11 protein-coding genes are annotated in these 14,550 nt (G+C 58.5%); 8 read left to right on the top strand and 3 right to left on the bottom strand.

The window, feature by feature from the left end:
- Positions 1-35 precede the first annotated feature (35 nt).
- The 4 genes from CWI75_RS14510 to CWI75_RS14495 are packed head-to-tail and all read left to right on the top strand — an operon-like array spanning position 36 to position 4,839.
- On the top strand, positions 36-953 hold the full coding sequence (locus CWI75_RS14510) for a hypothetical protein (RefSeq protein WP_241521239.1): 918 nt from the start codon (positions 36-38) through the stop codon (positions 951-953).
- Positions 953-1,792, top strand: a complete 840-nt coding sequence (locus tag CWI75_RS14505; RefSeq protein WP_101522238.1) for an HAD-IIB family hydrolase — start codon at positions 953-955, stop codon at positions 1,790-1,792. Before CWI75_RS14510 ends, CWI75_RS14505 begins: the two co-directional genes overlap by 1 nt.
- A 5-nt stretch (positions 1,793-1,797) precedes the next feature.
- Positions 1,798-3,021, top strand: a complete 1,224-nt coding sequence (locus CWI75_RS14500; protein WP_101522237.1) for a glycosyltransferase family protein — start codon at positions 1,798-1,800, stop codon at positions 3,019-3,021.
- A gap of 39 nt (positions 3,022-3,060) precedes the next feature.
- A complete protein-coding gene (locus CWI75_RS14495; RefSeq protein WP_101522236.1) occupies positions 3,061-4,839 on the top strand; it encodes a sugar phosphorylase in 1,779 nt (592 codons plus the stop codon).
- An 86-nt stretch (positions 4,840-4,925) separates the two neighbouring features.
- Here the strand turns inward: CWI75_RS14495 and CWI75_RS14490 are convergent, their stop codons facing one another.
- The 3 genes from CWI75_RS14490 to CWI75_RS14480 form a co-directional block, all read right to left on the bottom strand.
- Positions 4,926-6,788, bottom strand: a complete 1,863-nt coding sequence (locus CWI75_RS14490) for a choice-of-anchor I family protein (protein ID WP_101522235.1) — start codon at positions 6,786-6,788, stop codon at positions 4,926-4,928.
- 126 nt (positions 6,789-6,914) lie between these two features.
- A complete protein-coding gene (locus CWI75_RS14485) occupies positions 6,915-8,252 on the bottom strand; it encodes a glycosyltransferase family 2 protein (RefSeq protein ID WP_101522234.1) in 1,338 nt (445 codons plus the stop codon).
- Positions 8,253-8,265: 13 nt separating this feature from the next.
- Positions 8,266-8,844: a tRNA-(ms[2]io[6]A)-hydroxylase gene (locus tag CWI75_RS14480; RefSeq protein ID WP_101522233.1), complete on the bottom strand. Its 579-nt coding sequence runs from the start codon at positions 8,842-8,844 to the stop codon at positions 8,266-8,268.
- Positions 8,845-9,090: 246 nt separating this feature from the next.
- Between CWI75_RS14480 and fabV the strand changes: the two genes are divergently transcribed.
- The 4 genes from fabV (at position 9,091) to CWI75_RS14460 (ending at position 14,549) form a co-directional block, all read left to right on the top strand.
- Complete coding sequence (fabV, locus tag CWI75_RS14475; RefSeq protein ID WP_101522288.1) at positions 9,091-10,281, top strand: enoyl-ACP reductase FabV; 1,191 nt, start codon at positions 9,091-9,093, stop codon at positions 10,279-10,281.
- A gap of 5 nt (positions 10,282-10,286) precedes the next feature.
- Entirely contained in the window at positions 10,287-11,129 is an 843-nt protein-coding gene (locus CWI75_RS14470; RefSeq protein ID WP_241521238.1) for an MBL fold metallo-hydrolase, read from the top strand.
- A gap of 26 nt (positions 11,130-11,155) precedes the next feature.
- Positions 11,156-12,787 (top strand): long-chain-fatty-acid--CoA ligase, encoded by a 1,632-nt coding sequence (locus CWI75_RS14465; RefSeq protein ID WP_101522232.1) that lies wholly within the window; start codon positions 11,156-11,158, stop codon positions 12,785-12,787.
- A gap of 178 nt (positions 12,788-12,965) precedes the next feature.
- Positions 12,966-14,549: a FadD3 family acyl-CoA ligase gene (locus CWI75_RS14460; protein ID WP_101522231.1), complete on the top strand. Its 1,584-nt coding sequence runs from the start codon at positions 12,966-12,968 to the stop codon at positions 14,547-14,549.
- Position 14,550: the final 1 nt, after the last annotated feature.

The following is a 14,550-nucleotide window of genomic DNA, read 5'->3' as shown; positions in this document are numbered from 1 at the left end:
AAGCCCTGCCATGATTATCGCGAGCATGACCCTCAGTGATTGAAGGCGAGCGGGATAGCTGGCGCAGCCGGTTCCTGGCGCGTCATCAGCTGCCGCCGGCCTATCTTGCCAGTGCACAACAATGGTTCGATCCGCTGATGAATCGCCTCGCGGCGCACCGTTCTGGTGCGCCGGGACCGATGCTGGTTGCGGTGAATGGTTGCCAGGGCTCAGGCAAGACAACGTTTTGTGATTACCTGCGGCATGCCCTTGAAGCAGAATCTGGCCTCAAAACCCTGGCGCTCTCGCTGGATGACTTTTATCTGGGGCGCGGCGAGCGCGAAGCACTTGCCGCGCGTGTCCACCCGCTACTGGCAACACGGGGCGTTCCCGGCACCCACGATATGTCCTTGCTGGCAGCTACCCTGGATAGTCTCAGCGTAGCTGAGGCCGAGCAGGGCGAGACCCTGGCCATACCCCGTTTCAACAAGGCGACCGATGACCGGTTGCCTCGCTCCCGTTGGGATCGGGTTGGCCTGCCGGTGGATATTATTCTACTGGAAGGCTGGTGCCTCGGGGCGCGGCCACAATCCGTTACGGAACTCACTGATCCCTGTAATAACCTGGAGCGCGACGAGGATACCCTCGGGCTGTGGCGGCAGTACGTAAATGATCGGCTCGCTGCGGATTTCCTGCCGCTTTACGCCCGGGTTGATTTCTGGATCATGCTGCAGGCGCCTTCCTTCGCCTGCGTACGACGCTGGCGCCAGGAGCAGGAAGACAAACTGATTGCGAGCCTCGCAGGAACAGCGAGTGCTCACACCATGACGCCGGCTGCGCTGGCGCGCTTTATCCAGCATTACGAGCGCCTGACCCGGCACTGCCTTGAAACTTTGCCCGCACAAGTCGATGTGTTGCTGCGCCTGGATGAGCGGCGCCAGATCATGGACTGCAAGCGGCGAGTCACAAAGTGATGCGCCCCCTGCTGCTGGTATTCAGCGATCTCGATGGCTCCCTGCTCGATCATCACAGCTACGACTTTGATGCGGCCCTGGGGCAGCTGGAGGCCCTGGACCGTGCCGGTATCCCCCTGATTCTTGCAACCAGCAAAACACGAGCTGAAATTGAGCCTTTGCGCCGCCGGCTTGGTAATTGTCATCCTTTTATCGCCGAAAACGGTGCGGCGGTTTTTGTACCCGAAGGTTATTTTCCGGTGACCCCCGAGGACACCCTGCGCCGCTTCGGCTATTGCGTGCGCACATTTGCGGCGCCGCGAGATTACTGGTTGACGCTGCTGGATGAAGTGGGATGTCGATTTCCCGGAGAGTTTATCGGTTTCCAGGCAGCGGGCGTGGATGGTATTGCAACGATGACCGGCCTTGATGCTACGGCCGCCGCCGGGGCAAACCAGCGCGATTACAGTGAACCGGTGCGCTGGCTTGGCAGTGAGGCGAGGCGGCAGGAATTTGTGGCAGCGTTAGTGGATGCCGGTGCGCGGGTGCAGCAGGGCGGCCGGTTTATGGCGGTATCCGGGGATTGCGATAAGGGACAGGCACTGCGCTGGTTGCGAAATGTCTTTCTGGCACAGCATCCGGCACGGGTTGTGCATGACCTTGCCATAGGAGACAGCGGCAACGATCGCGACATGCTGGAAGTGGCGGAAACGGCGCTTTTGATCCGCTCTCCGGTGCATCCGTTCCCGGCCCTGCAGCGCAAGGAGGGTGTATGGCACAGCGAGGCCATGGGCCCCGGGGGATGGGCGGAGGGAGTCGAACGCTGGTTACAGCGCTACCATATTGAACATGAGGAGTGATCGCCATGGGCGACTTTTACCAGAACGGCATCATTACCACCCTGCATAACCTGTCCCACCGGTCTCTGGAGGACATGGAAAACGAACTGGTACGCTTTTCCGGTAGCCGTCCCATGGGGCTGATCCTGCCCTCGCTGTACTCGGAACTTGAGGGTGAAGCACTCCCCGCCATCATTAAGCACCTGCGTGAGGTGCCCTATCTTTCTGAAATTGTCATTGGGCTGGACCGCGCGGACGAGGGCGAGTATCGCCGGGCGCTGGATTTTTTCAGCGACCTGCCCCAGCATCATCGGGTGTTATGGAATGACGGCCCAAGGTTGCAGGCCCTGGACCGGGAGTTACAGGCCCAGGATCTGGCCCCCCGGGAGCTGGGAAAAGGGCGCAACGTCTGGTACTGCATGGGTTACGCCCTGGCATCCGGTCGTACCGAGTCGGTTGCGCTGCACGATTGCGATATTCTCACCTATGATCGGAGCTTGCTCGCCCGGCTGATTTACCCGGTCGCCAACCCGCAGTTCAATTATGAGTTTTGCAAGGGATATTACGCTCGCGTGGCCGGCGGCAAGATCAACGGGCGGGTGAGTCGCTTGCTGGTGACACCCTTGCTGCGCGCGCTGAAAAAGGTACTGGGGGATATGGAATACCTGGATTACATGGACAGCTTTCGTTATCCCCTCGCGGGGGAGTTTTCGTTTCGCCGCGATGTGCTCACTGATATTCGGATTCCCAGTGATTGGGGGCTGGAAATTGGCGTATTGTCCGAGGTCTACCGAAACTACGCCAACAATCGCCTGTGCCAGGTGGACATCGCCGACACCTATGATCACAAGCACCAGGAAATGTCGAAAGAGGACGACAGCCGGGGCCTGTCCAAGATGTCTATCGATATTGCCAAGGCGTTATTCCGCAAGCTTGCCACTCGCGGTGTTACCTTCAACAGTGAAACCTTCCGTTCACTGAAGGCGACCTACTACCGCATCGCTCTCGACTTTGTTGAGACCTACCATAACGACGCCGTAATGAATGGCTTGAGTGTGGATATACACAGTGAGGAGCTGGCGGTGGAAATGTTTGCGGAAAACATCATGAAAGCCGGTGAGGCGTTTCTCGAACATCCCATGGAGCGCCCCTTCATCCCCAGCTGGAATCGCGTTGCCAGTGCCATTCCCGACATCCTGGAACGGCTGCTGGTGGCTGTGGAAGAGGACAATAATGAGTTCCGTGCTTGAGCCGCGGAATGAAATCGACCAGACGGCAGAGAGTACGACATGATCATCGATAGCGAGCAGTCTGCCGTGGGCCTTGAGCGTCTGCACGACAGGGTGTTGCAACATTTGCAGGTTATTTATCATCACGTTGCCGTGCCGCAGGGTCTTGAACAACTGGCGGACGAGCTGGTCAGCACTATGGGTCTTGACGGTGACGTGCATTTCCCCCGGCAGTATGCCAATCACTGGAACCAGGGCGACGTGGTAATGATCACCTATGGCGATACCGTACTCGCCGAAAACGAAAAGCCACTGCAAACCCTGAAACGGTTTCTGGACAACTATACCGGCGGGGTGATCAGCGCAGTGCATTTGCTGCCATTCTACCCCTGGAGCTCGGACGACGGGTTTTCGGTGCTGGACTATTCCAGTGTCAATGAGGCTCTGGGGGACTGGGATGACGTGGCGGCGATCGCCGCTGACTATGATCTGATGGCAGACCTGGTGATCAATCACTGCTCCAGTCGCAGTCTCTGGTTTGAGAACTTCCTGAAGGACGAGGACCCCGGGAGAGACTATTTTTTCACTGCATCGCCGGACGATGACTTGAGTGCGGTCGTCAGGCCGCGAACCTCGCCATTACTGCGCGAAGTTACCACGGCTCGTGGGACGGAATGGGTCTGGTGCACTTTCAGCCACGACCAGGTTGACCTCGATTTTCGCAACCCGGCAGTACTCAGGCAGTTTGTGTCTATTGTCCGCCATTACCTGAACAACGGTGTGCGTTTGTTTCGCCTTGATGCGGTGGCCTTCCTGTGGAAAATACCCGGGACCAGTTGCCTTAATCTTGAGCAGACCCACGAGTTGGTGAGGCTGCTGCGGACACTGGTGGAACATGCCCGACCCGACGCGGTGCTGATAACTGAAACCAACATTCCCAACCGGGAAAATCTCTCCTACTTCGGTAACGCCAACGAAGCCCACTGTGTGTATAACTTTTCGCTGCCGCCACTGCTGCTTAACACCCTGGTCAGTGGTGATTGCAGCTATCTCAAGCAGTGGCTGATGAGTATGCCCCCGGCCCAGAACGGGACTACTTATTTTAATTTTGTGGCCTCGCATGACGGCATCGGCCTGCGTCCTGCCGAGGGCCTGCTCTCGGATGAAGAACTGGACACGCTTATTGCCACCATGCAGGAGTTTGGTGGTCATGTCTCCTACCGGGCGCTTGAAGACGGTCGGAACCGTCCCTACGAGATCAATATTTCCCTGTTTGATGCCCTGCAGGGTACCCTCGACGGCCCGGATGAACACGGGCTGGCGCGGTTCCTGTGCGCCCATGCAATCATGTTTGGCCTGGAGGGGATTCCCGGGCTCTATATTCACAGTTTCCTCGGTACCCGCAACGACTACAGCCGGGTAAAGCACAGCGGCCACAACCGTGCCATCAATCGCCACCAGTGGCAGCTGGCGGAGCTGGATGAGGCGCTGACAGACCCCGTGGCAAGCCATGGCCTGGTAGTAAGAGGATTGCGCGACCTGCTGGCAATCCGCCGCTGCCAGCCGGCATTTCACCCCAATGCCACCCAGTTCACCCTGCATCTGGGCTGCCACCTGTTCGGTTTCTGGCGGCAAAGCATGGACAGGCGCCAGAGTATTTTCTGCATCAGCAATATAAGTAACGAGGACCAGCCACTTAATTTGCAGGATATCAATCTGATCGAGTACCACCAGTGGCTGGACCTGATCAGCGGTGAGCACTATGCGGGCAGGGAACAGCAGCTTGTGCTGGAGCCTTACCAGACTTTGTGGATTACCAATATGCGGGAGGAAAACTGAGGGAAGGCCTGGGGAGCGGTTTCGATACAGGAGATTGCGACCAGCCGCATTGCTAACTGCAGCGGCTGGTCGCGCAAGGGATCGGTTTAGTCGTTGTCAATAATGTTAACGCCGAAGAGCGCAGTGGTGCCGCTCACTTCGTTACCGACAACCAGTAGTGCCTCACCGTTGGGGCTGTCTTCTGCAGCGATGAACCTGATTGATTCGGGTCCGAGATCACCGACAGCGGAGAAGTCGCCTGCATCGACCAGCGTTTCTACATCAACCGAGAAGTCACGGGTATTGATGTACTGCACGAACTCCGCTTTCTCAGGGTTGGAGATGTTGTACACCATGATGCCACCGACCCGCTCGAGGCCAATGAACGCATAGGTTTTGCCGGCGATACGGGCAATTTCAATCGCTTCCGGTTCCGGCCCTTTGTCGTCGGAGCGATCATCGCCGCCGTTTTCGTCGTTAGTGGCATTAAAGTCATTGCCCAGGCGTTGTGCGGTGATGGTCTCAAAATCGCTGCCGCTATCGAACACCAGTTCGCCGGTGGAGCCGTTCCAGATGCTGAAAGACCGTGCGCCAAAGCTGTACAGCGCTTCGTACGCACAGCCGGTAGTGGGCTGGCCAGTGGTCTCCAGTGAATCTGCGGGGCAACCAATGGCGCCGAGTGTGCTTATCACCTTGATGCGCCCGAGGTTTTCATCAGCGGTCAGGGTGGCAACATCGATTGCAAAGCGGGAGAGGTTGTCGAGTTCAATAGTGGCGCCGGTGTCTTCGATATCCTTCACCCGGATTTCATCCAGGTAGTGAAAGCAGTCGCCGTCGTCGAAGTCAAAGCCGCCTTGGGCGGTGCAATCGGTGGCATCTGTGGCGTCTGTCAAGTATTCGCGGCCATCGCCTTCGTTGGCGGTAACCAGGTAGGTAATGCCATTGAATTCGTAGCTGTCAATGGTATCGGGCATGTATACACCGCGTAATGGCCACTGGCGAATATTAACACCGCCATCGCGATTGCTGGCGTCAAGCTCGTTGCCGGGTACGCTGTGTAATTTATAGCCGAGCCCCAGTACTGAAGTGATTTGCTTTGCAGCAATGTCGATGACGGCCAGCGAGCTGTTTTCCTGCAGGGCGACCCAGGCGGTGCTGCTATCTGCGGATACCGCGATGTATTCAGGTTCCAGATCCTGTGCGACGCTCGCGCTCTTGCTGGAAATTCGGACATCGCTACCCAGTGTCTTGCTGCCACCGCTGTTAAAGTCGGTAAAACGCAGGTGGGTGACGTTGGCCGCGGTGACACTGCCGGCGCCGGCTGAGATATCAACCAGGGTGATACTGCCTTCGGGGTCTACGCTGTAGTCGCCGTTGGGCTCGCCCTCGTTTGCCACGAGTACAGTGTTGCCGTCTGGTGTAAAGATGACCATGTCCGGCAGTGCGCCCGCTTCAACGGCACTGAGGAAGGTGCCATCGGTCTGGTAAAAGGCAACGTAGCCGTTATCCTGCTTGGTATCGGCTTCTACCGCGACCGCCAGGGTGGTACCGGAGACTGCAACGCTGTTGGCGGCACCGAGTTGGGCGGGGTCAGTCAGGGCGTCAATGGCGCCGACGATATCGCTCGCAAGGTCCAGCGAGCTGACCAGTGTTGGCAACGAGGGGGCGCTGATATCCAGGATGTCCACCCGGCCCGAGTTCGCATTTACCACAAAGACCTGGCGTGTGGCGGGGTCGTAGTCAACAATCTCCGCGGCGCTTTCATCAAACTCACCGGTTTCATAACGGCCGAGAAAAGACAGCGCAACGGTGCTTGCCACCGCGTCTTGCCCGGCAGTGCCATCGGCACCCGCGGCACCCTCAATACCATCAGCGCCATCGACACCGTTGGTGCCATCGTCGCCCTCACAGCCAGCCAGTAGCAGAGGCAGGGTCAGGCAGGAAGCCAGAATCCATTTGGTTCTTCTCATACGATATTCTCCGGGTCAGTTTTACGTAAACGTCCGGACAATAGCGTGGGTCTGCGGGATGACGATTTGATGAATGCACAGTGACGACAATATGAAAGTTGTGCGACAAAAGCGTTACCCCAGGGCCTAATCGTCTGGAGATGCGCTCGGTAACGTCCAACCCCAGTGCTTATGAATGGCGTCACGCAGTAGCTGGTGATCTGTGCCGGCGGCGGGCCAGAGCAGGGGCGTGCTTTGCAGGCTTTCGGCAAGCGTCAGCTCAGCCCAGCCGGCGCTGCGCAGCAGGTGAATGAAGCGCAGGCTGCGCAGGGCGTCAAACCACTGCTCGAAGTGGCGGCGAAAACCGGGGTCATCGTTGCTCTGGCGTCGGCAGTGTTGCAGGGCCCCATGCAGGCCAAGATCCGCAAGGGCCTCTGCGCTGGCTTCGGCCAGTTTATTATCCAGCCCCCAGCGTTGCAGTATCCCGGCCCATTGCTCTTGCGGGGACACGGGCCCCGGCAGCGAATCATCCAGAGGCGCCTTTGCAACTGTTTCCAATACGGCGCGTAGGGCCCTGAAGCAATCGGGATGGTAAAACAGGGGCGTATCATCGGGCGCAGTGGCGAGGGCCAGTCGCGTGGCAGCTGGGCCCGTACCGAAAGGAACGCGCGCGGAAAGCCGCGATTCCAGAGTGATGCAACTACCTGCGAGACGGATGATTGGCCCGGTTTTGCGCAACTTGTTGAGGAGGTGAAAATCCTCTCCCGCTGCACGTTTGGGGAATCCCCGGACCCGTACATAGTGACGGGCAGATACTGCCAGACAGCTGCCTAGACTGTGGTACGCATAGGGTGAGCGGGCGAATTCGAGGCCCAGTACATAGTAGTGCAAACGTAATTCATACAGTGCCGTTACCCGGGTTGTCAGGGGCGTTTCACACGGGGTGTGATAAAACGGCAGGACCGCCGCCGCGGCGTTGCCCGGCAGCTGTCGCAGGCGCTCGAAACAACTGGCTGGTAAGATGGCGTCGGCATCGGTATTGAGAATCCAGGAGCTCTCGATACACCCGGCCGCGAACCACAGGCAGGCGATATCGCAGCCCACCTTGCGCGCCAGGCCCACGCCCTGGTCTGCCGGGCTGGGGCCGCGAGCGCGCTCAAGGTCGTAGACCAGCAGTGCACTGCCCGCGGGCAGTGCTCGCAGTGCACAATGCGGGCCGAGTTGTTCAAGCAGACCATGACTTTCCAGCGCGTCGCGCATGGCGTCGTTGGGTCTGGTGGCAGTCGCGGTTTCCGGGCAATTCAACACCAGGATAACCAGAACGGCCGGCGTCAATCTGGCCAGGCTGGAGAGCAGTTGCGGGGACTCCGCGTAGGCAGGTATGACCACGACATGACGATAATTCCGCCCCTGCCCTGAACAGGGCGGCAAGTCCGGCTCCATGTGACGCTCGCGATAGCGCTGCCAGGCAACATCACCGTTCATGCGTCAGGCAAAGTCAATGCAGTGCCGCGCGCAGGGGCAGGGCGGCCGCAATGCCCGCTTCGATATCCAGTAACTCATCCCAGCGACTCGCTATGACATCAGCGGCAAAATACAGTCCGGCCAGTTCCAGGAACAGTTGATAATGACGCTGTTCGGAGCGCGCTATCGACTGGTAAAAGCGCTTCAGCGCTGATGCCGGCAGAGCCTCGGCAACCAGGGCAAAACGTTCCGCTCCGCGCGCCTCAATAACACTGGCGGTCAGGAGCCGATCGAGCAGGTAGGCTTCCTTCCCTTTACGGCTGTGCTCACGAAAGGCGAGGATATAGGGGTCTTTTTCATCGGCTGCGGTGCGCCCGCCACGCCGGTGTATCCATTTCATTACTTCCCGGTAATGGGTCAGTTCTTCTATCGCCAGGTCGGCCATGGCCTCAACCAGCCGGACGCGGTCGGGGTAGTGGGACAGCATGGAAATAGCCATGCCGGAGGCTTTTTTCTCGGCGGCGGCATGGTCTTGCAGGAACCGGTCAAAGTCCTGCAAAACGGTATCCGTCCAGTCGCCGGGGGTGATATAGCGTAAAGGTGATGATGACATGGCAATGGGTAGCACTGATAAATGAGCTGCTATTGAACGGTAACGGCCTGCTGAACTCAAGTGCTGCCAATTACAGGACCTCTGCCTGTGGCTGATGCCAAAGCAGGTTTGACCGGCTACCTGCACCTGTCTGAAGCGGTTACCGGCAAGGGTCGAATGCGTCTTTGCCTGTGCTACAATCCGCAACTTCAGGGTGCCACTCGCGGGGTGCGCCGACCAAACCAGAGCATCAGGAAACCAGCTATTATGATCATCAAGCCACGCGTTCGCGGGTTCCTCTGTGTCACCACCCATCCACAAGGCTGCGCCGCCAATGTCAGCCGCCAGATTGATTACGTCAAGAGCCAGGGCCCGATCGCCAACGGCCCGAAACGGGTGCTGGTGATTGGTGCGTCGACAGGTTATGGCCTGGCTTCGCGCATCACTGCAGCTTTTGGCGCGGGTGCCGCCACCCTGGGTATTTTCTTTGAAAAAGAAGGCACTGAAACCAAACCCGGCAGTGCCGGCTGGTATAACAGCGCCGCATTTCATACGGCGGCCGAGGCCGAGGGCCTGTATGCGAAGAGCATCAACGGAGACGCCTTCAGCGACGAAATCAAACAGAAAACCATCGCCACCATCCGCGAGGATCTCGGCCAGGTTGACCTGGTGGTCTACAGTCTGGCCTCGCCCCGGCGTCAGCATCCGGTAACCGGTGTGGTACACAATTCGACACTCAAGCCCATCGGCGGTGACACCACCCAGAAGGGGGTGAATACTGACAAGCAGGAAGTGCAGAATTTCCACCTGGAAGCCGCCACCCAGGAAGAGATCGATAATACCGTTGCGGTGATGGGCGGTGAAGACTGGCAGATGTGGATTGATGCCCTGGACGAGGCCGGGGTGCTCGCCGATGGCGCTAAAACTACGGCCTATACTTATATTGGCGAAAAAATGACCTGGGATATTTACTGGCATGGCACTATCGGCGCCGCCAAACAGGATCTTGATCGCCGCGTCGTTGCCATCCGCGAGCGATTGGCCCGGCGCGGCGGTGATGCCCGGGTTTCGGTACTCAAGGCCGTGGTCACCCAGGCCAGTGCTGCCATTCCCGCAATGCCTATCTATCTGGCCATACTGTTCAAGGTGATGAAGGAGCGCGGTACTCACGAGGGTTGTATTGAGCAGGTAGATGGGTTGTTCCGGGAGTCACTTTATAGCCCGGAACCGCGGCTGGACGAAGAGGGCCGTTTGCGCGCTGACAGCAAGGAACTCGACCCGTCGGTACAGCAGGAAGTGGCCACACTGTGGGAGCAGATTGATACTGATAATCTGCATGAACTATCCGATTTCGAAGGTTATCGCCGGGAGTTCCTGCAGCTGTTCGGCTTTGAGGTGGAGGGGGTTGATTACGATGCCGATGTGAATCCCCAGGTTCCTATTGCCAATATGGTGTAACGCGTATGTTTGAACATGGTATTCCCTTTGCGCTGAACAGTCGGGTTCGCCGCCTGGTGGCACCCAATCCGGGAATGATGACAGGCCCGGGTACCAACACGTACCTGTTGGGCAATGAACAAGTGGCAGTGCTGGATCCCGGCCCTGCTATCCCGGAACATATTGATGCCATTCTGGCGGCGGGGGGCGACCGTATCCGCTGGATTGTCTGTACCCATACCCACCCGGATCACTCCCCCGCCTGGCTTGCGGTGGCCGAGGCCACCGGCGCCGAAGTGATAGGCGCCCTGGCGGAAGATGACCGCTTCCAGGACAAGACATTCCGGCCCACGGTGCTCCTTGAACACAACTGGGTGCTGCAAACCCCCGAGTTTACGCTACGCGGTTTGCACACTCCCGGCCATGTCAGTAATCACTACTGCTTCCTGCTCGAGGAAGAGGGAATGCTGTTTGCAGGTGATCACATCATGAACGGTTCCACCGTAGTGATTGTGCCTCCCGGTGGCGACATGAAGGCTTACATTGAATCCCTTGAGCTGCTGCTGGATTATCCGCTGCGTACTATCGCTCCCGGCCACGGTGATGTTATCCAGCAGCCGCGAGAGGAAGTGGCGGGCCTGGTAGCGCATCGCCTGGCGCGAGAGCGCAAGGTGGTATCCGGTCTTGCCGGCCTCGGCCAAACCGGCCTGGATGCACTGGTGCGGGTTGTTTACGATGATGTGGACCCGGCCCGTCACGAGTGGGCGAAGCTGTCACTGGCGGCGCACCTGATCAAGCTGGAGAAGGACGGTCGCGCCCGGCATTTTGTCACCGACGATAGCTGGGAAGCTGTTGCCAGCGGTGGCTGATTTGTATTCATAGGAGAGGAATATCCATGCAAGGTCTGATGATGGACATGCCGCTGACGATCACGTCGATCATGCTGCACGCAGAGCAGGTAAATGGTAACCAGGAGATCGTATCGGTAACCCGCGACAATCCGCGCCACCGGTATACCTATCGAGAGGCCTTTGTCCGCGCCCGGAAACTGGCGAATATCCTGGCATCCTGGCAATTGTCACGGGGTGACCGCATTGGCACGCTGGCGTGGAATGACTATCGGCACCTGGAGACCTATTACGCCTCTGCCTGCAGTGGTTATGTTTGCCACACCATCAACCCGCGCCTGTTTCCCGAGCAGCTGGTGTATATCATCAATCACGCGGAGGATCGTTACATCTTCCTGGACCCGGATTTCATGCCGCTGGCAGAAAAAATTGCCGGCGAGTGTCCGGGAGTTCAGGGGTGGATAGTGCTTACCGATGAGGCAAACATGCCCGAGACCAGCCTCGCCAATGTATTGTGTTACGACACTCTCGTAGCGGCAGGCGACGAGGAATTTGACTGGCCGGAGCTGGATGAGCGCGATGCCTGCGCGCTGTGTTACACCTCAGGCACTACGGGTAATCCGAAGGGGGTGCTCTATTCGCACCGTTCCACCATGCTGCACGCCTATGCCACGATGATGCCGGATGCCATGGGACTGTCCGCCAGTGATGTGGTATTGCCCATTGTGCCGATGTTCCATGTCAACGCATGGGGCAACCCCTATTCCTGCCCCATGGCTGGTTCCAAGCTGGTGTTCCCGGGCAACAAGATGGGCGATGGCGAAACCCTGACCAACCTGATCAACGAGGAAGGGGTTACCTTGTCTGCCGGTGTGCCGACTATATGGCTGGCACTGCTGGCGCACCTGAAGGCATCGGGCAAGGATATCCCAACGCTGAAGCGGGTGGTGGTGGGCGGTGCCGCCTGTCCATTGTCAATTGCCGAGGGTTTCGACCGCTATGGGGTTGAAAGCCGGGTCGGCTGGGGCATGACTGAAATGAGTCCGCTGGGCAGCATCAATGCCAGCGCTGACCAGCGAGACCGCTACAGCGCCGAGGAGTACAGTAAAAAACGTCTCAAGGCGGGTCGGCCGATTTTTGGCGTGGAAATGAAGATCGTGGATGATGAAGGCCGTGAGTTACCCTGGGACGGCAAGGCCTTTGGCTCGCTGAAAGTGCGTGGGCCATGGATCTGTTCCAGTTATTTCAAGTCGGCGCCCGGTGAAGCCCACGCCGAAGACGGCTGGTTTGAAACCGGTGATGTCGCCACTATCGATCCCGAAGGGTACATGGCCATCACCGACCGCACCAAGGATGTAATCAAGTCCGGTGGCGAGTGGATCTCCTCAATCGACCTTGAGAATGTGGCCATGGGGCATCCCAAGGTCGCTGAAGCTGCCGTTATTGGCCACTATCACCCGAAATGGAGTGAGCGGCCGCTATTGATTGTTGTCCGCGAAGCGGATGGACAGGATCTCAGCGCGGAAGAAATGCTGGCCTGGTTTGACGGTAAGGTCGCCAGCTGGTGGAAACCCGACGCGGTGGAGTTCGTCGATGAATTGCCCCACGGCGCCACCGGCAAAGTCCATAAGGTGGGCCTGCGGGAGCAGTTCAGGGATTATACATTCCCCGGTGTGTGACCCGGCCTGTTCGGCCAGGTATTGATCCGGTTTGCAGGGGGCGCCCGGGGAGCGGGCGCTCGCCGTATAAAGAATCGCACTATTCGTAAAACAAATACGAAATAACTACGCATTCTAATTGTTATCGCCTGCAACCATTACTATCATGGCAGCTCATTCATTGTTCACGCCTGCAGCCATGTCGAGCAACGAAGTACCACAACAAACCGTCCCCGAAGTCGTCGCCGCAACTGCGGCGGCCCTGCCCGACCATATTGCCATTATTGATGGCGACGTCACCCTGACCTATGCGGAGCTGGACTCGGCGCGGATTACAGCCGCGAAGGCCTTTCTTGCCCTGGGTCTGGAGCACGGTGAGCGCATCGCGATCTGGGCACCCAATCTTTATCAGTGGATTGTTGCCGCAATTGGCGCCCAGTCGGTGGGCGGCGTCCTGGTGCCGCTCAACACCCGTCTCAAGGGCCCGGAAGCCGCTTATATACTGCGCCGTAGCGGCGCGCGGTGGTTGTTCACCGTCCCCGAATTTTTGGGGATGAATTATCCGGCCATGCTCAGGGGTGAGGATTTGCCGGCTCTCGAGGGCACCATTTTGCTGGCTGGTGACGCCGGGGGTGCGCAATCCTGGGAGGATTTCCTGTTGTCGGGTGCACGGGTGTCTCCCGCCCAGCTCGAGGCGCGGGTGAGGGAAGTGCAGCCCGGGGATGTGCTGGATATCCTGTTTACTTCAGGCACTACCGGCAAACCCAAGGGTGTGGTGACCAGTCACGGGCAGAATATCCGTGCCTTTGCCACCTGGGGTGCTACCGTAGGTCTCACCGAACACGATAACTATCTGATTATTAACCCATTCTTTCACTCTTTTGGCTACAAGGCCGGGTGGCTGGCAGCTCTTATTCGCGGTGCCCGGATCGTACCGGTCCAGCAGTTTGATCTTGATACGGTGCTGGCACAGATTGATCGCGAACAGATATCGGTCATCCCCGGCCCGCCGACCATTTATCAGTCGTTACTCTCCCATCCCCGTCGCCGGGATTATGACCTCTCCAGTCTGCGCCTGGCGGTAACAGGCGCGGCGCCGGTGCCGGTATCACTGATTGAGAAAATGCGCAGTGAGCTGGGGTTCAAGGTGGTGGTTACCGCCTATGGCCTTACCGAATCCTGTGGAGTGATTTCCATCTGCCGGCCCGAGGATAGCGCTGAGCGTATTTCACACACCTCAGGGCGCGCCATGGCCGGGGTGGAAATGAAATGTGTCGATGCGGAGGGTAATTCCGTGGCGCCGGGTACTGAAGGCGAAATCTGGTGCCGTGGCTATAACGTAATGCAGGGATACCTGGATGACCCCATCGAGACGTCCCATGCCATTACCAGCGACGGTTGGCTACGTACCGGTGATGTGGGTGTAATGGACAGCGACGGTTATGTGCGCATTACCGACCGCATCAAGGACATGTTCATCGTCGGTGGCTTCAACTGTTACCCGGCGGAGATAGAGAATACCCTGCACGATATGCCCGGCGTGACCAGGGCAGCAGTTATCGGGGTCGCTGATGAGCGCCTGGGCGAAGTCGCCCGCGCCTATATTGTTCCGGCTGCGGGCGCAGAGCTGTCTGAGGAAATGGTGATCAAATGGTGCCGCGAGCAGATGGCGAATTACAAGGTGCCGCGGTCCGTGCGCCTGGTCAGTGAGCTGCCGATGAATGCCGGCGGCAAGGTATTGAAAACCGTGCTGCGCGAATGGTCCATGGCCGAGCAGGTATAGG

Origin of the sequence: Kineobactrum sediminis, from assembly GCF_002868715.1 — a bacterium.
GTDB lineage: Bacteria > Pseudomonadota > Gammaproteobacteria > Pseudomonadales > Halieaceae > Kineobactrum > Kineobactrum sediminis.
The sequence above is the reverse complement of the archived record's forward strand: the minus strand, read 5'-3'. Positions and strand labels throughout refer to the sequence as shown.

Bases quoted from the DNA above. Each gene is read 5' to 3' on its own strand.
- CWI75_RS14495 (WP_101522236.1), top strand. From the start codon at position 3,061: ATGATCATCGATAGCGAGCAGTCTGCCGTGGGCCTTGAGCGTCTGCAC.
- CWI75_RS14465 (WP_101522232.1), top strand. From the start codon at position 11,156: ATGCAAGGTCTGATGATGGACATGCCGCTGACGATCACGTCGATCATG.
- CWI75_RS14460 (WP_101522231.1), top strand. From the start codon at position 12,966: ATGTCGAGCAACGAAGTACCACAACAAACCGTCCCCGAAGTCGTCGCC.
- CWI75_RS14480 (WP_101522233.1), bottom strand. From the start codon at position 8,844: ATGTCATCATCACCTTTACGCTATATCACCCCCGGCGACTGGACGGAT.
- CWI75_RS14500 (WP_101522237.1), top strand. From the start codon at position 1,798: ATGGGCGACTTTTACCAGAACGGCATCATTACCACCCTGCATAACCTG.
- CWI75_RS14485 (WP_101522234.1), bottom strand. From the start codon at position 8,252: ATGAACGGTGATGTTGCCTGGCAGCGCTATCGCGAGCGTCACATGGAG.
- CWI75_RS14470 (WP_241521238.1), top strand. From the start codon at position 10,287: ATGTTTGAACATGGTATTCCCTTTGCGCTGAACAGTCGGGTTCGCCGC.
- fabV (WP_101522288.1), top strand. From the start codon at position 9,091: ATGATCATCAAGCCACGCGTTCGCGGGTTCCTCTGTGTCACCACCCAT.
- CWI75_RS14505 (WP_101522238.1), top strand. From the start codon at position 953: ATGCGCCCCCTGCTGCTGGTATTCAGCGATCTCGATGGCTCCCTGCTC.
- CWI75_RS14490 (WP_101522235.1), bottom strand. From the start codon at position 6,788: ATGAGAAGAACCAAATGGATTCTGGCTTCCTGCCTGACCCTGCCTCTG.